The 21,246-nt window shown below is 37.9% G+C and carries 20 protein-coding genes, 1 pseudogene and 1 riboswitch; of the genes and pseudogenes, 12 read left to right on the top strand and 9 right to left on the bottom strand.

Going from position 1 to position 21,246, the window contains the following annotated elements:
• Window positions 1-63 precede the first annotated feature (63 nt).
• The 6 genes and pseudogenes from NYR89_RS03945 to NYR89_RS03920 all read right to left on the bottom strand — a co-directional run bounded on the left by NYR89_RS03945 (window position 64) and on the right by NYR89_RS03920 (window position 5,850).
• Window positions 64-1,326 carry an inorganic phosphate transporter gene (locus NYR89_RS03945; RefSeq protein ID WP_279446430.1) on the bottom strand — a complete coding sequence of 421 codons (1,263 nt, stop codon included), beginning with the start codon at window positions 1,324-1,326 and terminating at the stop codon, window positions 64-66.
• Between the two features lie 20 nt (window positions 1,327-1,346).
• Window positions 1,347-2,027: a TIGR00153 family protein gene (locus NYR89_RS03940; protein WP_279446429.1), complete on the bottom strand. Its 681-nt coding sequence runs from the start codon at window positions 2,025-2,027 to the stop codon at window positions 1,347-1,349.
• Window positions 2,028-2,206: 179 nt separating this feature from the next.
• Window positions 2,207-2,965 (bottom strand): iron ABC transporter ATP-binding protein, encoded by a 759-nt coding sequence (locus NYR89_RS03935; protein ID WP_279446428.1) that lies wholly within the window; start codon window positions 2,963-2,965, stop codon window positions 2,207-2,209.
• A gap of 1 nt (window position 2,966) precedes the next feature.
• Window positions 2,967-3,908: an iron chelate uptake ABC transporter family permease subunit gene (locus NYR89_RS03930; protein WP_279446427.1), complete on the bottom strand. Its 942-nt coding sequence runs from the start codon at window positions 3,906-3,908 to the stop codon at window positions 2,967-2,969.
• Complete coding sequence (locus NYR89_RS03925; protein ID WP_279446426.1) at window positions 3,908-4,855, bottom strand: ABC transporter permease; 948 nt, start codon at window positions 4,853-4,855, stop codon at window positions 3,908-3,910. The genes NYR89_RS03930 and NYR89_RS03925 overlap by 1 nt, the downstream gene beginning before the upstream one ends.
• An 84-nt stretch (window positions 4,856-4,939) precedes the next feature.
• Window positions 4,940-5,850, bottom strand: a pseudogene (locus tag NYR89_RS03920) (siderophore ABC transporter substrate-binding protein).
• A 180-nt stretch (window positions 5,851-6,030) separates the two neighbouring features.
• Between NYR89_RS03920 and NYR89_RS03915 the strand changes: the two are divergent.
• The 3 genes from NYR89_RS03915 to nrdR are packed head-to-tail and all read left to right on the top strand — an operon-like array spanning window position 6,031 to window position 8,220.
• Window positions 6,031-7,494, top strand: coding sequence for a replicative DNA helicase (locus NYR89_RS03915; protein WP_279446425.1), 1,464 nt, complete (start codon window positions 6,031-6,033; stop codon window positions 7,492-7,494).
• Window positions 7,484-7,771, top strand: a complete 288-nt coding sequence (locus tag NYR89_RS03910; protein WP_279446637.1) for a YcgL domain-containing protein — start codon at window positions 7,484-7,486, stop codon at window positions 7,769-7,771. Before NYR89_RS03915 ends, NYR89_RS03910 begins: the two co-directional genes overlap by 11 nt.
• Window positions 7,771-8,220 carry a transcriptional regulator NrdR gene (nrdR, locus tag NYR89_RS03905; protein ID WP_279446424.1) on the top strand — a complete coding sequence of 150 codons (450 nt, stop codon included), beginning with the start codon at window positions 7,771-7,773 and terminating at the stop codon, window positions 8,218-8,220. The genes NYR89_RS03910 and nrdR overlap by 1 nt, the downstream gene beginning before the upstream one ends.
• A gap of 36 nt (window positions 8,221-8,256) precedes the next feature.
• On the opposite strand, the gene NYR89_RS03900 is transcribed toward nrdR, so the two are convergent.
• The gene (locus NYR89_RS03900) at window positions 8,257-8,673 is read right to left on the bottom strand and encodes a MerR family transcriptional regulator (RefSeq protein ID WP_279446423.1); all 417 of its coding nucleotides are present in this window, start codon (window positions 8,671-8,673) and stop codon (window positions 8,257-8,259) included.
• Between the two features lie 107 nt (window positions 8,674-8,780).
• Here NYR89_RS03900 and NYR89_RS03895 point away from each other — a divergent pair, with 107 nt between their 5' ends.
• From NYR89_RS03895 to NYR89_RS03875, 5 genes are read left to right on the top strand one after another with little or no spacing between them, the layout of a single operon-like run.
• Window positions 8,781-9,551 carry a class I SAM-dependent methyltransferase gene (locus tag NYR89_RS03895; protein WP_279446422.1) on the top strand — a complete coding sequence of 257 codons (771 nt, stop codon included), beginning with the start codon at window positions 8,781-8,783 and terminating at the stop codon, window positions 9,549-9,551.
• 45 nt (window positions 9,552-9,596) lie between these two features.
• A complete protein-coding gene (gene nikA / locus NYR89_RS03890; protein ID WP_279446421.1) occupies window positions 9,597-11,165 on the top strand; it encodes a nickel ABC transporter substrate-binding protein in 1,569 nt (522 codons plus the stop codon).
• A gap of 6 nt (window positions 11,166-11,171) precedes the next feature.
• Window positions 11,172-12,095, top strand: coding sequence for a nickel/cobalt ABC transporter permease (gene opp1B, locus NYR89_RS03885; RefSeq protein ID WP_279446420.1), 924 nt, complete (start codon window positions 11,172-11,174; stop codon window positions 12,093-12,095).
• On the top strand, window positions 12,095-12,946 hold the full coding sequence (locus NYR89_RS03880; RefSeq protein WP_279446419.1) for an ABC transporter permease subunit: 852 nt from the start codon (window positions 12,095-12,097) through the stop codon (window positions 12,944-12,946). Before opp1B ends, NYR89_RS03880 begins: the two co-directional genes overlap by 1 nt.
• Before the next feature lie 37 nt (window positions 12,947-12,983).
• Window positions 12,984-14,393, top strand: a complete 1,410-nt coding sequence (locus NYR89_RS03875; protein WP_279446418.1) for an ABC transporter ATP-binding protein — start codon at window positions 12,984-12,986, stop codon at window positions 14,391-14,393.
• Window positions 14,394-14,497: 104 nt separating this feature from the next.
• Here NYR89_RS03875 and lysC read toward each other — a convergent pair whose 3' ends face one another.
• Complete coding sequence (lysC, locus tag NYR89_RS03870; protein ID WP_279446417.1) at window positions 14,498-15,850, bottom strand: lysine-sensitive aspartokinase 3; 1,353 nt, start codon at window positions 15,848-15,850, stop codon at window positions 14,498-14,500.
• Between the two features lie 99 nt (window positions 15,851-15,949).
• Window positions 15,950-16,133: riboswitch (Lysine riboswitch) on the bottom strand.
• A gap of 184 nt (window positions 16,134-16,317) precedes the next feature.
• Window positions 16,318-16,653 carry a DUF496 family protein gene (locus tag NYR89_RS03865; RefSeq protein WP_279446416.1) on the bottom strand — a complete coding sequence of 112 codons (336 nt, stop codon included), beginning with the start codon at window positions 16,651-16,653 and terminating at the stop codon, window positions 16,318-16,320.
• 196 nt (window positions 16,654-16,849) lie between these two features.
• Between NYR89_RS03865 and ppx the strand changes: the two genes are divergently transcribed.
• The 4 genes from ppx (at window position 16,850) to serC (ending at window position 21,149) form a co-directional block, all read left to right on the top strand.
• Window positions 16,850-18,358 carry an exopolyphosphatase gene (gene ppx / locus NYR89_RS03860; RefSeq protein WP_279446415.1) on the top strand — a complete coding sequence of 503 codons (1,509 nt, stop codon included), beginning with the start codon at window positions 16,850-16,852 and terminating at the stop codon, window positions 18,356-18,358.
• 207 nt (window positions 18,359-18,565) lie between these two features.
• Window positions 18,566-19,033 carry an N-acetylneuraminate anomerase gene (nanQ, locus tag NYR89_RS03855; protein WP_279446414.1) on the top strand — a complete coding sequence of 156 codons (468 nt, stop codon included), beginning with the start codon at window positions 18,566-18,568 and terminating at the stop codon, window positions 19,031-19,033.
• An 8-nt stretch (window positions 19,034-19,041) separates the two neighbouring features.
• Window positions 19,042-19,914: a MurR/RpiR family transcriptional regulator gene (locus tag NYR89_RS03850; RefSeq protein WP_279446413.1), complete on the top strand. Its 873-nt coding sequence runs from the start codon at window positions 19,042-19,044 to the stop codon at window positions 19,912-19,914.
• Between the two features lie 146 nt (window positions 19,915-20,060).
• On the top strand, window positions 20,061-21,149 hold the full coding sequence (gene serC, locus NYR89_RS03845) for a 3-phosphoserine/phosphohydroxythreonine transaminase (protein ID WP_279446412.1): 1,089 nt from the start codon (window positions 20,061-20,063) through the stop codon (window positions 21,147-21,149).
• Window positions 21,150-21,246 lie beyond the last annotated feature (97 nt).

Below are 21,246 nucleotides of genomic sequence, written 5' to 3'. Positions count from 1 at the left end.
AAGTAGTGTCCTTTCTAAAAATAAAAGAAAAGTATGCTGAATAGTCATACTTTTCCTCAAAAATTAATAAAAAATCATTAATAAAATTTCGTAAATAATGATAGAGATAAATGCACCTGCAGGTAGAGTAATAACCCAAGAAGCTATAATATTACGAATAATACCTAAATTTAATGCCGCAATGCCACGAGCAAAGCCTACGCCCAAAATCGCACCCACGATAGTTTGAGTGGTTGAAATAGGTAATCCTGTACCTGACGCAATTACTACTGTAGTTGCACAAGCAAATTCTGCAGAGAAGCCTCGGCTTGGTGTTAAGTCTGTAATGCCTGTACCCATAGTACCCATTACTTTATAACCCATAATAAGCATACCCGCCGCAATACCTGCGGCTCCAAGAGGAAGAATCCAAGGTGCTAAAGTCGCTTTTTCTTGAATTAATCCACCACTTTCAATAACTGATACTACAGCAGATAAAGGACCAACCGCATTGGCTACGTCATTTGAACCATGGGCGAAAGCCATCGAGCAGGCAGTAAGAAGCATTAGAATACTAAATACTTTTTCAACACCACCAAATGCCGCTCCCTGAGCACGTTTAGCGAATGCTTCACTACGGAAATAAAAATAGCAACTAATTACTGCTACGGCAGAAATCCCACAAGCGATAGACATCACTTGATTTGTCGTTAAATCTAAGCCAACATGTTTCAAACCTTTAGTCATAGTCACTACACTTAAAATAAATGTAGTTAATGCCATATAAAAAGGTCCGAATCTTTGGGCATTTTTCATTGGTTCAGCGGTATCAAAAATAAGTTTTTGTGTGCTGATGAAAATCCAATATGCAACAAAGCCTGCAATAACAGGAGTAATAAACCAACTGCCTACAATGCCAGCTAATTCTTCCCAGTGAACGGCTTCTGAACCTACAGTGAGACAGCCAAAGCCAATAATCGCACCAATAATCGCATGAGTAGTTGATACCGGCCATCCCATTTTAGATGCTACGAGTAACCATACGCCAGCGACAAAAAGTGCTGACATCATACCTAATACAAGTAAATCCGGTTTATCTTTGAAGAGAGATACATCAATAATTCCGCTCTTAATTGTTTCGGTTACTTCTCCTCCTGCTAGATAAGCACCAGCAAATTCAAATACCATAGCAATTAAAATCGCTTGTTTAGCTGTTATTGTTCTTGAACCAACAGATGTTCCCATAGCATTTGATACATCGTTGGCACCAATACCAAAAGCCATAAAGAATCCAAATATGGCAGTAATAATGATTAATAATGAACCATGCTGTTGAATGATTTCCATTAAGTTAATTCTCCTACTTCTTATGCTCTAGCCAACATAAGTTCAATACGTGAGCCGACACGTTGTGCTTGGTCAGCTAAAATACTAATACGCTCAATACATTTATATAAGAACATAACATCGATCGGATCAAGTTCTTTTTCTAAACCTAATAATGTACGGCGTAAACTGACTTGAAGTTGATCAGTATCATCTTCAATTTGATCTAATTCTAGGATCATATCGTTAACAAAATGGCGTTCACGACCACGGAAACCAGTTTCAAGTAATTCATCCATTTCATCTAAAACTTTTCTCACTTGACGAGTTGAGTCAAGACTACGGAAAAGGAATTGGCGGAAAGCTGGTTGCATTATTTCGGGAATCACTAACTGACGACCAATAATACGTCCAGAAATATCGCGAGAATAGTTAGCTAATTTGTCCAGTTGAGTTACAATTTCTAATAAATCACCACGTTCAACCGGTAAAAATAAACCGCGTGGAAGTTTTAAACGAATTTCTCGTTTTAAAGTATCCGCCCGGCGTTCTAAATCAATAATCTGTGTTCTTACATCCGCGGCTTTATCCCAATCATTATCAAAAGTCGCTTCGAAGAACGGTTCAAGTAATTCACTACATTCAGTTACTTTAAAAGCAAGTTTTTGTAGTGGAGTGAGTGGCGATTGTGCGAATAAACCAAAAATGTTATTCATTGCCATAAAATATCTCCGTTGTGAATAAAATTTACTCGATTTTATCTATCAGACAAAATCCTATCTATTTTACTTTATATGAATAGAAATATCACTATGGGCAATGAAAAATTGTAAAAATAAGCGGCCCATTTGCTAAAAAATTGTCAAAAGAAACCGCTATTATTTTTTATAAAGGGGAGGATTTAGATATGATGAATAACGAGAGGTTTTCCATGCAATGTGAGAACTTCAGCATCAAGATTAAAGATACTTTTTAAATTTTCTTGAGTAATAATGTCTGTTGGTGTTCCACTCATCACGATACTACCGTTTTTCATAGCGATTATTGTATCAGCATAAGACGCCGCCATATTAATATCGTGTACAACCATGACTGTTGTTAATTGCAGTTCATCGGTTAATTTACGTAAAAGACGCATTAGTTCACGAGCATGGAACATATCTAAATTATTTAACGGTTCGTCTAATAAAACATATTTAGTTTGTTGACAAAAGGTCATGGCAATTAATGCGCGTTGGCGTTGTCCACCAGACAATTCATTTAAAAAACGATGTTTTAAATCTTCAAGTTCGAAACGTTGTAACGCTTCTTCAACAATATTTCTATCTTCTGCTCGAATTTTACCTTGGTGATGAGGATAACGTCCAAACATCAGCAGATCGTTGACTGTAATTCGGCTGTGAATCACATTATCTTGAGTCAAGATTGCTAGGTTTTGTGCAATGATTCGAGAATCAGTATGGGTAACATTGTGATTATTTACCAAAATTTGACCGCTTTGAATGGTTTGTAAGCGTGCTATCAGCGAGAGTAATGTTGATTTTCCAGCACCATTTGCCCCAACTAATGCGGTAATTCCGCCGTTTGGGATATGTAAATTAATATTATTTAAAATAGTTGCTGAACCAATTTTATGAGAAACATTTTGAATTTCGATCATTTTATTTTTTCTGTTTTAAGATTAAGTAAATAAACGCAATACCGCCGACAAACTCAATAACGACACTGAGTACACCTTGCATTCCAAGTAATTGTTCAAAAATAGCTTGTCCTAAAATTAATGTAATAGCCGCCAGTAAGAAGGTTATTGGAATACGAATATGGTGTCCTATTACTGGACTGATTGCATTTGCCAACGCACAAACTAATAACCCGAGGAATAAGATCGGACCGACTAGAGCAGTAGAAATTGCGACTAGCAATGCACAACAAATTAGCAGTTGGCGAGTAAATTGAACATAGTTTAATCCTAAACTAATAGCACGATCTTTACCGAGTAATAGTACGTCAAGTTTATGTCGTTGTTGCCAAATCCAAACAGCACTGAGAAGTGTGATCACAATACTGATCCACAGTAACGTCGGCTTAACGGTATTAAAACTTGCAAATGAAGCACTTTGGGCAACAGCAAATTCTTCAGGATCGATCATTCGTTGCAAAAGATTATTTAAACTTCTAAATAATACGCCGAAGATCACACCAGTTAAAATCATTTTAGCGAGATCATTGTGGTTTTTATTTATCGTTCGGAATAGTAGCAAAGAACCGATTAGCATAAGTAAAGTTTCAATGCTAAATTTACTGGTCGTATCCAGTTGTGTAAATCCGACACCACCTAAAACAAATACTAAGATAGTTTGCGTTAATAAATATAAAGAATCAAAACCTAAAATACTGGGTGTTAGAATTGGATTATTCGTTAATGTTTGAAAGAGTAAGGTTGATATCCCGATTGTATAGGCAATGGTTAGTAATAATGCCAGTTTTTTTCCTCTGAAGGGTAATACAAAATCCCAATTCCCATTAGCGTTAAAAGTCATAAAAAACAGACCGCTTACACATAAGAGTAGAGCCAATATTATTAAAATTTTAGCGGTACGCATTAATTTTTTCCTCTAAAGAGTAAATAAAGAAATACAACCGTACCACAGATACCGAAAATAGTAGAAATCGGCACTTCATAAGGTATATTTATTGTGCGTCCGATAATATCGCAAAGTAACACTAAATTAGCCCCCAATAAGGCAACAGAAGGTAAATTTTGACGTAATCTATCGCCGGCAAGGCGAGAAATAATGTTTGGGACGACTAAGCCGATAAAAGGAATTTGTCCGATAGTGACAACGACGACCGCAGTAATCATTGCGACCACAATTAAAGCAAACCATGTCATTTGGCGGTAGTTAATGCCTAATCCGGTGCTAATATTTTGCCCAAGCCCTGCAATACTCAGTTTATCCGCCATAATATAAATGAGTACAGCTAATCCTGCGGTTAGCCATAATAATTCGTAACGTCCTGCTAATACACCGGAAAAGTCACCGGAAAACCAAACAGAAAGTAGTTGAAGTGATTCCGTTTCGTAGGCAATAAAAGTGGTTATTGCTTCAATAATATTACCAAATACAATACCAATCAGCGGTACCATTAATTTTTGATGTGGCGGTAAGTTACGTAGCAATAACATAAAAATGCTCATACCGATTAAAGCACTCACGGTTGCTAATGACATTTTGGCGATAAGTGGTATCGAAGGAAAAACAAGGCTGGCGATCAAAATACCGACCGCCGCACTTTGGCTTGCACCAATCATACTTGGCTCAATGAAGCGGTTTTTCAATACAATTTGAAGTACCATTCCAGCAATTCCAAGCGTTGCTCCCACTAAAATAACCGCCAAAGTTCTAGGCAAACGGCTAATAAAAAGTAGCTGTGTTTGATCGGCGTGTGTAAAAATATCCAGCCAATTAAAATCAGCAATACCTACTGAAATGCTCAGTAGAGAAAGAATAATCAGGAAAGTGAAATTTAAAGCGGTTAGTTTTTGCATTATTTTTGCAGGCGTTTTGAATTAACGATGGCACATATTATGGAATATGTGCCATTTTATAAGAGCTAAAATTACAAGGATAAATTATTTTGAAAATGCTTTTTTGATATTTGAAAGATCTTCACGCATTTGTGTTATACCACCGGCGCCTAAATAAGCAGAACTACTTAAATAGATAATTTGATTGTTTTTCCATGCTTTAGTTTGGTGAACAAGGGCATTATCCAATACTTCTTTTGCCGTTTTGCCTTCTTCACCGATTGCTTTGCTGTACGGTCTACGACAAATAGCCAATCTGGATTAACTTTCTGTAATAACTCAAATGAAACCGGTTGACCGTGGCTTGTACCTTTTTTACCGACATCAGTAATTGCCATTGGAATTTCAAGTTCTGAGTGAATCCAGCCTAAACGACCTTTATTACCAAAGGCAGACATTTTGCCACCATTGACGATAATAATTAAACCGTTGCCTTTATCTTTTACTGCCGCTTTGGTTTCTTTAATTAAGGCTTCGATTTCAGTTTTTAATTTAGTGGCTTCCGTTTCTTTATCAAATAGTTTACCTAAGTAGTCAATTTCTCGTAAACCGGCTTGTAATGTATTTAAATCGGTAGGAATACTTAAATCAATAGCATTTGCCACAGTCTTGACATCATCTAATTTCGTCGCCGAACGGGTTGCAACAATAATCAAATCCGGCTTTAACATATTTAATGCTTCTAAATTCGGTTCGAATAGCGTGCCGATATTTGTGGCTTTTTCAACAGCAGGTTTTAAATAAGGTAATGTTTTTGCTACATCCGGGCTACCTGCGACGGGTACATTTAAGTGGGATAAAATATCAATCGCAACAGCATCAAATACCGCTAATTTTGTCGGTGTTTGGGTAAAGGTTACATCACCACGAACGGTTGGAATCGTCACTTCTTTCGCCAATACGGAAGTTGTGAGCGCCGCCGCAAGCGTTAAGCTGAATAATGCTTTTTTTAACATAATATTCATTCCTTTAGATTTATATGTAATGAAAATGATTCCCAATAATTTTATTCAGATTTTTAATAATGTAAAGAAAAATTTAGGCGGTTGGTTTTTGCTTAAAATTTGCAAATTTCAATTTGTAAAAAATTCCGTTAAACTAACCGCTTGTTATAGCGAATAAAAAAGAGTATGGATATGCCTGAATACAACTCAACAAATAAAGAAAACACGAGAGATAAACAAGTGGAACAAATTGCTGTTTCTCCTCACTCGATTGAGGCGGAACAAGCAGTTTTGGGTGGGATTATGTTAAGCAATGATCATTGGGATAATGTTGCGGAACGTATTCAGGCAAGTGATTTTTATAACTATGCACACCGTACTATTTTCGAACAAATGGTGGAATTGGTACGACAGAATCAGCCGATTGATATTATTACACTCGATCAGGCGTTAAAAGATAAAGGCGTATTACAAGATGTTGGGGGATTTGCTTATTTAGCCGAGCTTTCTAAAAATACTCCAAGTGCCGCGAATATTCTTGCGTATGCGGATATTGTACGTGATCGTTCGGATTTACGTGGCGTGATTACTGCCGGTAATCAAATTACAGAAATGGCATATCATACGAAAGGCCGAAATGCAAAAGAAGTTTTAGATGAAGCAGAGCGTATTGTCTTTGAAATTGCGGAAAAGCGTAACGCGGGTAATGAAGGACCACAAAAAATTGACGATATTTTAATGACGACACTTGCTCGTATTGAAATGTTGTCAAAAAACCGTAATAACGGTGGCGTAACGGGTGTTTCAACTGGTTTTATTGATTTGAATAAGAAAACGGCGGGGTTACAGCCATCAGATCTAGTGATTGTGGCGGCTCGTCCGTCAATGGGGAAAACCACTTTTGCGATGAACTTATGCGAAAATGCCTCGCTGGTTGATGTGGAAGATCCGAATGATCTGGATGAATACGGTAACCCTCGTAAGAAACCGGCTAAACCGGTGCTAATTTTCAGTCTTGAAATGCCAGCGGATCAAATTATGATGCGTATGTTAGCTTCGCTTTCTCGTGTGGATCAAACCAAGATTCGAACTGGTCAGATTCACGATGATGAAGATTGGGCGAAAATATCTAGTACGATGGCGATTTTGCAAGAGCGTAACAATATTTATATTGATGACAGTTCAGGTTTAACGCCAACCGAATTACGCTCCCGAGCTAGACGGGTATATCGTGAGAATGGTGGATTAAGTATGATTATGGTGGATTATTTGCAGTTAATGCGTGCACCTGCATTTTCTGATAACCGAACGCTTGAGATCGCTGAGATTTCCCGTTCACTTAAAGCGTTGGCGAAAGAATTAGAGGTCCCGGTTGTCGCTCTTTCTCAGTTAAACCGAAGTCTTGAACAACGTGCCGATAAACGTCCGGTAAACTCGGATTTACGTGAGTCGGGTTCTATTGAGCAAGATGCTGACTTAATTATGTTTATTTATCGTGATGAAGTGTATAACGATAATTCCGATTTAAAAGGGATTGCCGAAATTATTATCGGTAAACAGCGTAACGGTCCGATTGGTCGTGTGCGTTTAACTTTCCAAGGTCAATATTCAAGATTTGATAACTATACAGGCGGAGCCTATGACGATGAGTACTAATCTTTGTGCAATTTATAAAAGTCCAAAAAGAGAAGGAATGTTTCTTTATGTAGCAAAACGAGATCAATTTGATAGCGTTCCGGAGGTATTACGCCAAATGTTTGGTAAGCCGCAATTTGTTATGCTATTTAATTTAAATGGTGAAAAGCAACTCAAGCGGTCAAAAAACGAAGAAGTTTTGCAAGCGATTCAAACACAAGGCTTTTTTTTACAAATGCCACCGCCACCAGAAAATTTATTAAAAACATTTCTTGAACAAAAGAAAGGAGAAGCGTAATGCGTTGTCCGTTTTGTGCGACAGAGGATACAAAAGTTGTTGATTCACGTTTAGCGGCGGACGGTTACCAAATTCGTCGCCGCCGTGAATGTACTAGCTGTAAAGAGCGTTTTACGACTTTTGAATCGGCTGAATTAGTTGTACCTTATATTGTGAAAAATAACGGTAATCGAGTACCGTTTGATGCAAATAAATTGCGAATCAGTTTAAATCGAGCTTTAGAAAAGCGTCCGGTGAGTGCTGATGATGTTGAAAAAGCTATCAGTAAAATTATTATTCAGCTTCAATCCACCGGCGAGCGAGAAGTTCCGAGTAAACTAGTCGGAAATCTTGCAATGGATGCGTTGAAGCAGTTAGATAAAGTCGCTTATATTCGCTTTGCCTCGGTGTATCTTAGCTTCGATGATATTGAGGAATTTAGCCGAGAAATTGAAAAACTTAGAGAATGATACTAATGCCACAATAATGTTTGCGGCATTTTTGTCTTATTTCATCGGTACAAAATGTAGGTTACGGTGAGCTAATAACATACTGATTAAGTTATGTTCATTAGTTGTGTGGCGATTTAACTCGTTTTTAAGTGAGAGTAAACGTAAACGTAAATGATCGAGTTCGTGAATCCGTTTTACGACTTCTTTGATATGGCGATCTAAAAGATCGTGGACTTCGATTGTTTGTTCTCCTTCAAGCTTATCAATATTTAATAACATTTTGATTTCCTTTAGCGACATATCCAACGAGCGACAGTAACAGATAAAAGAAAGTTGCTGTAAATGATTCTCCGTGTAGAGGCGAAAGCCGCCTTGCGTACGAGCCGGAGAGGTAATTAATCCCTGCTTTTCATAAAAACGAATTGCTTCAACAGAACATCCGACCACTTTAGCGAGTTCGCCAATTTTCATTGTTATCTTGTGTATTTGCACTATTACCCTCAAAATTCTATCTTGACTCTAAAGTAACTTCAGATTTTATAATAATCCATACTGTTTAGCTAATGTTTAACTTTATAATGGATTTTTCTCTTAATCATCACCTTCTTCAAGATATTACACACTATTGGAATTATCGTGCCGAAACATACAGCCAAGAAAACTTGGCGGAACTCAATAGTTCTAAAAGTCAAATTTGGCAACAACTGATTCTATCACACGCACCGCAAACGAATACCCCCCTCAAAATACTCGATATTGGTACAGGCCCCGGATTTTTCGCAATTTTAATGGCTCAAGCTGGTCATCAAGTTACAGCGATTGATGCGACAGTCAATATGTTACAAAAAGCACAAGCAAATGCTGAGCAAGCAAATGTAGAGATTACTTTTGTACAAGGCGATGTTCATCAACTTCCGTTTGATAATGAGCAATTTGATCTGATTGTCACTCGTAATGTGACTTGGAATTTAAATGCACCGGAGCAAGCATATCAAGATTGGTATCGGGTACTAAAAACAGGTGGTAGATTAATTAATTTCGATGCTAATTGGTATCTACATTTATTTGATGAGGCATTTCAAAAGGGATTTGAGCAGGATCGAGTAAATACGGTAAAAAATGCCGTAGTTGATCATTATGCTGATCCGAATACTAAAAAAATGGATGAAATTGCTCGTCAATTACCATTAAGCCAAATTATCCGCCCACAATGGGATGCTCAAACACTACTAAATCTCGGTTTTCGACAATTAATGATCGATACACAGATTAGTGAAATTGTATGGAATTTAGAAGAAAAAATTAATGGTGCTTCTACACCAATGTTTATGATCGTTGCACAAAAATAACAAGCGGTCTGATTTTTATCATTTTTTATAAGAAAAGGAGACAAAATGAAAAAAATAAAAGGGCTATTTTTAGGATTGGGGTTGTGTGTATCACTTCTAGGTCAGGCAAATCAAGTAAATAATACTTTGGATTATGCCAGTACCAAAGATATTAGAGATATAAATCCACATCTATATAGCGGCGAAATGGCGGCACAAAATATGGTATTTGAACCATTAGTGCTAAATACCGAACAGGGGATAAAGCCTTGGTTGGCGGAAAGTTGGCAGATTTCACCGGACGGTAAAACTTATACGTTTAGGTTACGTCAAAATGTGAAGTTTAGTGACGGCGAATCATTCAATGCACAAGCGGCAAAATTAAATATTGAAGCGGTATTGGACAATTATCAGCGTCATGCTTGGCTAGAATTGGTAAAAGAAATCGAAAAAGTGACCGCTTTAGATGAATATACTTTAGAACTAAAACTAAAAAATGCTTATTACCCAACGCTTATTGAACTCGGCTTAACACGTCCGTTTCGTTTTATTTCGCCTAAATCTTTTGTGAACGGTAAAACAAAGAATGGGGTAAACAGTTACGTTGGTACTGGACCTTGGATCTTAAAGACACATAGCAAAAATGAGTTTGCTCGTTTTGAGCATAATCCGCATTACTGGGGTGAACAGCCTCGCTTATCGGCGGTGCAATGGCAGGTAATTCCGGACCGCCAGACGATGTTACTTGCCTTGCAAAAAGGTGATGTTCAGCTGATTTTTGGTGCAGACGGCGATATGTTAGATATGGAAAGTTTTCAAACATTGGCATCCGCTCAAGATTTTACGCATTTACTGAGTGATCCGATCGCTTCACGTACTTTAGTATTAAATTCAAGTCGAGCAATCACCAAAGATGTAAAAGTTCGCCAAGCACTTTCTTATGCAGTAGATAAAACGGCGATTGCCGAAGGCATTTTTAACGGTAGTGAAGTGGTGGCGGATACATTAATGGCAAAAGATGTACCATACAGCGATGTTAATGTGATGACTTATCCATACAATTTACAGAAAGCACAACAATTACTGGATGAAGCGGGTTGGATACAATCAACAGCTGGGGCGATACGAACTAAAGCAGGCAAGTCTTTATCTTTGCTGTTGTCTTACAATATTAATAATGTTGCTGAAAAAGAAATTGCTGAATTACTCCAATCAGATTTTAAACGAATCGGTGTGGAATTACAGATTTTAGGCGAGGAAAAACAAGCATTTTTAGATCGCCAAAAATCAGGAGAGTTTGATATTCAATATTCACTTTCATGGGGCAAGCCTTATGATCCGGCTTCATTCGTATCTTCGTTTCGGATTCCGGCTCACGCAGATTATCAAGGTCAGAAAGGTTTAGCTAATAAGGCTGACATCGACCGTATGATTTCGGAATTATTGATTACACCGGATGAAAGTAAACGCCAATCGTTGTACCAGCGGCTCTATACGACTTTAGCGGAACAGGCGGTTTATATTCCGTTAACTTATTCGCGTACAAAAGCATTATTCAATAAACGGTTACAGGGTGTCGTTTTTAATCAATCCCAATACGAAATTCCATTTGAGAAAATGTCTTTTCAACCTTAATTCAAAATGATTTTACGCCGTTTATTATGGATGCCACCGCTTATCTTATTGATCACGTTTGTGGCATTTTGTTTACTCCATTTAGCACCAAGCGATCCAACTGTGGTTGTGTTACGTATAAATGATATTGAATTAACACCAGAGGTTATTGCATTAACACGTAGCGAGTTGGGCTTGGATCAGCCTTTTTTATACCGTTATATACTGTGGCTTTGGCGAATTTTACATTTAGATTTGGGAAATTCGTTTATTACGCATCAGCCGGTCATTGAGGAAATATGTAATGCATTGCCAACAACACTTTATTTAGCCGTTACTGCATTAATGATTGTGATCTTTATGGCTACCAGCTTGGCTTGTCTTTCAATGTTTATGTTACATAGATGGAAAGATAAGCTCATTCGTGGCGTGTTATTCGTATTCACAGCTGTACCAAATTATTGGTTGGCATTATTATTGATTTGGGGATTTGCAGTACAATTAAAATGGTTTCCAGTCAGTGGTTTACAGCAAACAAACGGAATTATTTTACCAGCATTTACGCTTGCATTAGGTTATATCGGGACTTATTTCCGTTTGATGCAGGGTGCAATGCTTTATCAATTAAAACAGCCGTATGCTCACTATATTAAAGCGAGAGGATTGTCCTACAAGCGGTTGATTTTTCGTCATATTTTACCTAATTCACTTCATAACATATTGACTGGAATGGGTATGTCGATTCCAAAATTATTGGCGGGATCTGTCGTTATTGAAAATATTTTTGCTCTTAACGGTGTCGGGCGGTTATGTATTCAAGCGATCTTTTCCCGAGATTATCCGATAATTCAAGGCTATATTTTATTAATGGCAATATTATTTTTGAGCTTTAATTTTCTGATTGATCTGTTATACCAATGGTTAGATCCTCGCTTGAGAGGATGGAAATAATGCGTTTTCTAATGCGGTTATACCAAGATAAATTTGCATTTTGTTGCTTCGTTATTTTATGCCTAATCGGAATGATGGGCTTATTAGCAGAGCAGATTACAGCTTTTGATCCTACCGTTACTAATATACGGGAAAAATATCAAGCAATAAGCCAGCTTCATTGGTTAGGTACGGATAACCTTGGACGTGATATATTTTCAAGGTTGATATTTGGTATCAGAACAACCGTCTTTTATGCGGTTATAGCGATGGTTGTGACATTACTTATTGGTGCGGTAGTTGGAATGTCTGCTGGGTTATTAGGACAGAAAGTAGATAATGTTTTGATGCGACTTTGTGACATCATGTTGTCATTTCCGGCAGAAGTGATGATTCTTGCCTTAGTTGGCATATTAGGAGCAGGTATTGATCATATTTTATTAGCAATAGTCTGTGTGAAATGGGCTTGGTATGCCAGGATGATCCGAGGGATCGTACTTCAGCATACACATAAGAATTATGTGTTATTTGCGAAAACGGTCGGATCTTCCTATTTACATTTATTGATCCGGCATCTTTTACCAGTCACTTTGGCTGAATTGGTTATTTTAGGTACAGCGGATATCGGTAGTGTAATTTTAATGATTTCAGCCTTGTCATTTTTAGGTTTGGGTGTTCAACCGCCAATTCCTGAGTGGGGAAATATGCTAGCGGATGCAAAAAATATTATGGTATTGCATCCGGAACAAATGTCGCCGGCAGGGTTATCGATTGTTGTCGTAGTAATGGCGTTTAATAGTTTTGGTGATTTCTTACGAGATTATTTTGGACGTAATAACGAGGGTGATGATGAGTATTTTGCAGATCGATAATCTCAATCTCCATACTGTAAACGGTAAGCCCTTACTTATGAATATTTGTCTTTCTCTGCAAGAACAACATTGCTTAGCACTAGTAGGACCTAGTGGGGCAGGGAAAAGTTTATTGAGTAAAGCGATTTTAGGACTTTTACCGGAGAACTTACAAATAAGCGGTCGAATTTCGTTTAAAAATTGCGAAATAACGCCTGAAATATTAAAGCAATTACGGGGACGTAAAATCGGGTTAATTGTACAAAATCCAATGCAAGCATTTGATCCGCTTATGCTACTTATTCATCAGTTTCAGGAAACTTTTCATTTTCACCTACAAATGGATAAAGAGAGTGGAATGCGGTTAGCGGAACAAATGGTTGAGCAAGTCGAACTACCGAAAACATTACTTTACCGTTATCCGAACCAATTAAGCGGTGGTCAATTACAGCGTATGGTTATTGCATTAACGATGGCATTATCTCCGGAATTAATCATTGCAGATGAGCCAACGTCTTCTTTAGATTTTGCGACACAGCAAGCATTGATACCACTCTTTCTGAAGCTCAAACAACGATCATCATTGCTCTTTATCAGTCACGATTTGCATTTAGTGCATTTATTAGCGGATGAAATTGCTGTATTGGAGCAAGGGAAAATTGTTGAACAATGGCGGAATATAGCGGAGCAGACACCCGTTTTAACTCATCATATTAGCCAAGAATTATTGCATTATGCAGAAAGTTTGACACAAGTAACCAGACATACGGATCAAGTAATAAGTACAACGGTTCCGCTTTTAGAACTTACTGATATTTGTAAATCTTACCCCAAATCCCACCGCTTATTTGCCAGAGAATATACTGCGATTTTACAGCATATCAGTTTTAAACTTTATCCGGGCGAAAGTGTAGGATTGATTGGTGGTAGCGGTTCGGGCAAAAGTACGCTTGCACGGCTTATTTGTGGGGTCGAAAAGGCGGATCAAGGACGTATTTTATTGAATGGTCAACCGATAGCACAAACCAAAGTACGCCAGCAACATATTAGCGTTGTGTTTCAGGATTATTTATCCTCATTGAATCCTTATTTTCCAGTTTGGAAAGCGGTTACGGAGCCATTGGTTATTCTCAGTAAACAACAATATTTAAGAGCGGAAGCAAAGCGATGGTTGCCCAAAGTCGGGTTATCGCTAGATTTATTAGATGCGCTTCCACATCAGCTTTCTGGTGGACAAGCTCAACGTGTCTGTCTATGTCGAGCATTAATTACTCAGCCATCATTAATTATATTGGATGAGGTACTGAGTAACCTTGATACCATTAACCAAATGCAGATTTTACGTTTATTAAAACAGTTACAGACTGAGTTTAAAATGAGTTTTTTATTTATTACACATCATTTGGCAACTTTGGAATATCTTTGCGATCGTACTTTAGTTTTAAAAGATGGGCGAATTTTAAGTTAAAAAATAGGCTTGAATAGTATAAGTATTCAAGCCTTTTATAAGGTGATTATGCGGTCGAATTTGTAAAAAATTTTGCAAATTCGACCGCTTATTTACGGATGTAATTACTCGAATAAACCTGCGTGCAGTGAGCGAACCACTTCATCTGCTTCTTCGTTTTTCACTAAGGTACACACGTTGTTTGTACTTGCACCATAGCTAATTAAGCGAATATTGAAGCCTTCAAGTGTATGGAATAACTGTTTTGCCACACCAGCTTGGGTATGTAAGTTGTTACCGATAATCGCAACAAGCGCGAGATCGTTTTCCACTTGTACGTGGCAATAAGCGTTTAATTCATCCAGTAGCTCTTTGGATAACATATCTGCGCCTGACGATGCCGAACCGGTTTTATCTAAGGTTAATGCAACGCTGACTTCCGATGTGGTAATCACGTCTACTGAAATTTTGTGTTTTGCAAGAATTGCAAACACGTTAGCTAAAAAGCCTTGTGCGTGTAGCATTGAAAGGCTGGAAAGCGTTAATAAAGTTTGGTTACGACGTAACGCAATAGCACGGAAAGTCGGGCGCGGTTGTGGATCGCGAGTTACCCAAGTGCCACCTTGTTCCGGTGCTTTGCTTGAACCTACATACACAGGAATATTGCTACGTACAGCCGGTAATAAGGTTGCAGGGTGTAATACTTTAGCGCCGAAAGTTGCCATTTCAGCCGCTTCGTTAAATGCCATCGTATCAATGCGTTGTGCGTTCGGCACAACACGCGGGTCGGTTGTGTAGATACCCGGTACATCCGTCCAAATTAATACGTCATTCGCATTTAATACTTCGGCTAATAGTGCGGCAGAGTAGTCTGAACCGCCACGCCCTAATGTGGTTGTTTTGCCTTCATCATCTCTACCGATAAAACCTTGGGTAATCACGACATTGCCTGTCGCAATTAACGGCTTGATTACTGCATCCGATTGTTGTTGTGTTTTCTCATCATTTGGTGCCGCTTTACCATAATTGCTATTTGTCGCTACAACGTCACGCACATCCACCCATACTGCCGGAAAATTACGTTCTTTTAAAAGTTGAGTGAAAATTTTGGTAGACATCATTTCACCGTGACAGATTAATTCATCGGTTAATGCGTTAGATGTCGCAAGGCTTGCTGATTCGGCTAATGCGCTGATATGTTGTAATAATTCATCAATTTCAGCAGAAATTTCGCTTTGATTTTGTAATTTTTCAATAATGTTATATTGAATTGTACGCACTGCATTTAAAATTTCGTCACGGCGTTCTTTTTCGCAACCGTTTGCCAATTCTACTAAATAATTAGTTACGCCAGCTGATGCAGAAAGTACCACAACACGTGTGTTTGCATCTGTTGTCACGATATTGGCACAAGACGTCATTGCATCAAAATTTGCTACACTGGTTCCACCGAATTTTGCAACCGAAAGATGAGACATAATAAGAATTTCCTCTAAATCAAAGAATAATAGATGATGTTGTGTAGTGGATATTCGAAAGGAAATTTGAGTAGATTAGGCGGTTTGATTTAAGAACCAATTAATCAGAGCACTCCATTTAAACATGTGTTAAATGACAGCTGATAGGATTCAACCTGACTCAGCCGATGTTCATTCCAGTCTAGTGAATTCACACCTCGGCAATCACTCCCATCATTTAATCCTCAAACGGCCCTAGTTGCCTCGGATTAAACTGCCTGAGTGTTGCTCCTCTCCCGCAATGATAAAATCATTACTTCTTTCCATATATCTAGTACGGAAAGCGAGTATAGAAATACCTTTTTATTATGGTTGTGTCAAATAATATTTATTGTAATCAAAGAAAGTGATTAAGGAATGGACATAATTAGAAAAAAACGACAGGATCTAATGAAATCTTGTCGTTTTGGGAAATAGAATCGAAGAAATTATTTATCGTCTTTTGCCGGTGTTGCGGATTTATGAGTTGCCATTTTTTGGCGAATTTCACGACGTTGTTTTGAAAGTTCCGCATTACGGATCATATAATCGTCAACACGGTTTTCGTAGTCATCACGCATATTGGCAATGATCGCACGGATTTCCTCTACACTCATTGAATCATTGATATATTGGTTTAAGTTATCCAATAACAAAACACGTTTTTGATTGTCACGGATTTTACGATCGTTATCCGCCGTTTCACGGTGTAATTTATTTTTTAAACGGTAAAGATGAACATAATCCAACATATCTTGGAAAGATTGTTTTTTAACATCAGCCATTTTAAACCCCTGTTAGTAAATTGAAAGTCAAAATAATATGAATCCTAGACCTTTTCATTCTATTCGTCAAAATGTTTTGCTAAGAGCGGTTTATTTGTTGAAATAACCAACAAATTTATTAAATTTATTCGATTGATTCGTAAGATAAGTGATAAAATCTTGTTATTTTATTGCTCGGTTAAAAGGATTATTTTGTATGACACAGCCTAAACAATTAGTACCTAGAGAATTTGTCGCGATCGATTTGGGATCGAACAGTTTTCATATGATTGTAGCAAGAATTGTGAATGGCTCGATTCAAGTGCTTTCTCGCTTGAAACGCCGAGTACGTTTAGCGGACGGTTTAGATGAACATCGTATTTTAAGCCAAGAAGCAATTCAAAGAGGTGTAGATTGCTTGGCATTATTTGCGGATCGTTTGCAAGGCTTCTCAGTAGAAAATGTAAAGGTGGTCGGTACTTATACCTTACGCCGAGCAATTAACAATGATGAGTTTCTAAAACAGGTCGCAGAAGTCTTTCCATTTCCGATTCAAATTATTTCTGGACCGGATGAAGCCCGTTTAATTTATTCGGGTGTTAGTCATACTCAACCGGAAAGTGGACGAAAATTCGTAGTTGATATTGGCGGCGGTTCTACCGAAATGACGATTGGTGATGACTTTACGCCGTTAAGAGCGGAAAGTCGTCATATGGGATGCGTCAGTTTTGCCAACCGTTTTTTTGCAAAAGGCGAATTGACGATTGAACGATTTGACAGTGCTTACCAATTAGCGATGGAAAAAATTGAGGATTTAGCTTGGGAATATCGTCAGTTAGGTTGGCAACACGTTTTAGGTTCGTCTGGTACGATTAAAACCGTCCAAAAAGTGCTGATTGCCAATGGTTATCGAGATGGATTAATTACCGAAGAACGTTTACAAACCTTAATTGATGAGTGCTTACGTTTTGATTCTCTCAATGCTATTCAAATGAAAGGCTTGTTAGAAGAACGAGCGGACGTATTAGTCCCGGGTTTGGCGATTTTGTTAGCGTTATTCCATAATTTCCGTATCGAATCAATGCGTTATTCAGACGGTGCTTTACGAGAAGGCGTAATGTATGGATTGGAAAAAAGTTTCCAAGTCGGCGATATTCGTCAACGTACCGCTGAGGCTTTAGCAGAGCAGTTCAATATTGATCAGCAACAGGCACACCGAGTAGAGCGAACTGCCTTGGCATTATTTGAGCAAGTGAAGTATTGGCGTAACCGCCGCCAAACGAGTGAATTATCAAGTATGTTGAAATGGGCGAGTTTGTTGCACGAAATCGGTATCGTGATTAATCATAACGGTGTGCATAAACATTCCGCTTATATCATTGCTCACCGTGATTTACCGGGATTTGATTCAGAACAACAGAATTTATTGGCAATGCTGATGCGTTATCATTTAAAAGGCTTTAAACGCAGTGATATTCGTAGTACCAATCGCTACCAACATCGGGACTTATTAACTTTATTACGTGTGTTTCGATTGTCTGTATTACTTAATCGTTCTCGTCAGGCGACGGTAATGCCTCAGAAATTATCTCTTGAAATAGAAAATAATGATTGGTACTTAACGTTTGAAGCAGATTTTCTTACGCATAATCCGCTCGTGTTAGCTGATTTAGAAGAGGAAAAAAAATATTTATCCGCATTAGGCTTACAATTAAAAATTAAGTAATTTCAACGAGATAGGTATAAAGTAGAAATTTATACCTATTCTTTTCTAAAAATTTGATCTAGTTCTCATTTTTTCCTTTTCCAGCTTGTTATTTATTCCATAAATCTTTAACCTACTCTTATTGGAGTATATCTTCATTTATGGAGCGTTGGCTGAACAGATGCAACAATCTATATTTATATCATTATTTCAGATGAGGATTTTATTATGTTATTAGGCGACTTATCTCGTGCTGATTACGCACAATCATTACCTCCGGTTTTTGCCCGTTTATGTGAGAAATTAAAGTCTTTAGATCTAGCAAATCTTCCTTTAGGTTGGCAAGATTTAGAGGAAGGGGTACGAATGAATGTGATGGCATTTGAAACCAGTCCGGCGGAAGAAAAACAAGCGGAAATGCACCGTAAGTTTATTGATATTCAATTATTAATTGCTGGCGAGGAGATGATTGAATACGGATTAAGTCAGCCTAATTTAGCACTATTTGACGAATATCGTGATGAAGATGACTATCAATTAACTAAAGAAATTGAGCATAAAAATGAGTTAGTGTTACAACCTAATATGTTTGCGATTTTCCTTCCGTATGAACCGCATAAACCGGGCAATTCTGTTGCAGGTCAAAATAAATTGCTCAAAAAATTAGTGGTAAAAGTGCCGGTTAGTTATCTATAGGAGGCAATATGTCTGCTCGAGGAAAAATCTTAGATACCATTGGTGCTTTGCAAACCAGTTTAACCAAAACAGAAAAGAAAATTGCCTCAGCGATTTTGGCTCAACCTGAAATTTTAAGCCAAAATTCACTTTCCGAAGTTGCTAAACAGCTAGATGTAGGAGAAGCCACGTTTATTCGATTTTGTCGAACCTTAGGATTTAAGGGGTACACAGATTTTAAACTGGATTTGGCAATCGAATTAGCAACACAGGAAAAACATAGCAATTCAATATTTGATACGGATGTATCTGAAGCGGATACACCTAAAGAGATTGCAGTCAAGTTACAAAGTAGTCTGAATAATGTGATTGCTGAAACCATAAATTTACTTGATTTTCAAGAACTTGAGAAAGTAGTAAAAACATTACAAAAAGCGGAACGAATCTTTTTATTTGGGGTGGGTTCTTCCGGTCTTACGGCAGAAGATGCAAAGCATAAGTTGATGCGGATTGGATTACAAACTGATGCGGTCACTAATAACCACTTTATGTATATGCAAGCTTCATTATTGCGTGAGGGCGATGTAGTGATTGGCATTAGTCATTCAGGTTACTCCGAAGAAGTGATTAGTTCATTACGTATTGCACGTAAAAACAACGCAAAAACGGTGGCAATTACCCATCATATACGTTCTCCGATTACCAATGTTGCTGATTATGTATTAATCAATGGTAACCGCCAAGGGCATATGCAAGGCGATTCTATTGGTACTAAAATGGCACAATTGTTTGTGCTTGATTTGATTTATGCGTTGTTAGTGAAAGCAGAGCCGGAAAAATCTATTCAACAAAAACAAAAAACGTTGGATGTGATTTTGGAACAACGTGTTCACGGCCGATAATTTGAGTCTTATAAGCGGTTAAATTTGTAACATTTTTTGCAAATTTAACCGCTTTATTTTTTTCTAGCAAAAAGTGCTTTCAAAGTAGTGAATGTTTTCGCTAGAATGGTCAAATCTGTTTTAAAAACACATAAGAGGCAAACACAATGACACAAGTTTATAATTTCAGTGCAGGCCCGGCAATGATGCCTAAAGCCGTCTTGGAACAAGCTCAACAAGAATTATTGAATTGGCAAGATCAGGGGACTTCGGTGATGGAAGTCAGCCACCGTGGTAAATTCTTTATGGAATTGGCGACTCAATCGGAGCAAGATTTACGTCAAGTATATAATATTCCGGATAACTATAAGATTTTGTTCTTACAAGGCGGAGCAAGAGGACAATTTGCCGCAATTCCTATGAATCTAATAGGCGAAAAAGGTAAAGCGTTATATCTAAATAGTGGTCATTGGTCTGCGACAGCGGCAAAAGAGGCTCGTAACTTCTGTGAGATTGACGAGATTAATATCGTTGAAAAAGATCAAAGCGGTATTATTTCGGTGACGCGTACCGATTTTAGTGATATTGCTGATCAATATGATTATGTCCATTATTGCCCGAATGAAACGATTAGCGGGGTGGAAATCCACGAGATTCCAAATGTCGGTAATGCGGTATTAGTCGCGGATATGTCGTCTAATATTCTTGCTCGTAAATTAGATATCAGTAAATTTGGCTTAATTTATGCAGGTGCGCAAAAAAATCTAGGGCCAGCTGGCATTACCATTGTGATTGTGCGTGAAGATCTGATTGGTAAAGCTCGCACGGCAACTCCTTCGATTTGGAACTATGCAACGCAAGTGAATGCGGATTCAATGATCAATACACCGCCTACATTTGCTTGGTATTTATGTTCATTAGTCTTTAAGCATTTAATTAAAGAAGGCGGTTTAGCGACAGTTGAACAACGTAATGCGGCAAAAGCGGAATTGCTTTATAACTACTTGGACAACAGTTCTTTCTATCGCAATTATATTGCGGAAGCAAATCGTTCAGTAATGAATGTGACGTTTACCACCGATAATGACGAATTAAATGCAAAATTTGTGGCAGAAGCGACCGCTTGTGGGTTACACGCCTTAAAAGGACACAAAGTGTTAGGGGGTATGCGTGCCTCAATTTATAACGCAATGCCGATTGAAGGCGTGGAAGCGTTAATTCGATTTATGGATAAATTTGCACAAGAAAATGCATAATCTTTAAAAAAATTACTGAGGCTATCCAGTGGGATAGCCTTTTTTATATGGATATGATTTTACGCCAGCTAGTTGAACAATTAATCATGTATTGATT

It is taken from the genome of Actinobacillus arthritidis (genome assembly GCF_029774155.1).
Classification (GTDB): domain Bacteria; phylum Pseudomonadota; class Gammaproteobacteria; order Enterobacterales; family Pasteurellaceae; genus Actinobacillus; species Actinobacillus arthritidis.
The sequence above is the reverse complement of the archived record's forward strand: the minus strand, read 5'-3'. Positions and strand labels throughout refer to the sequence as shown.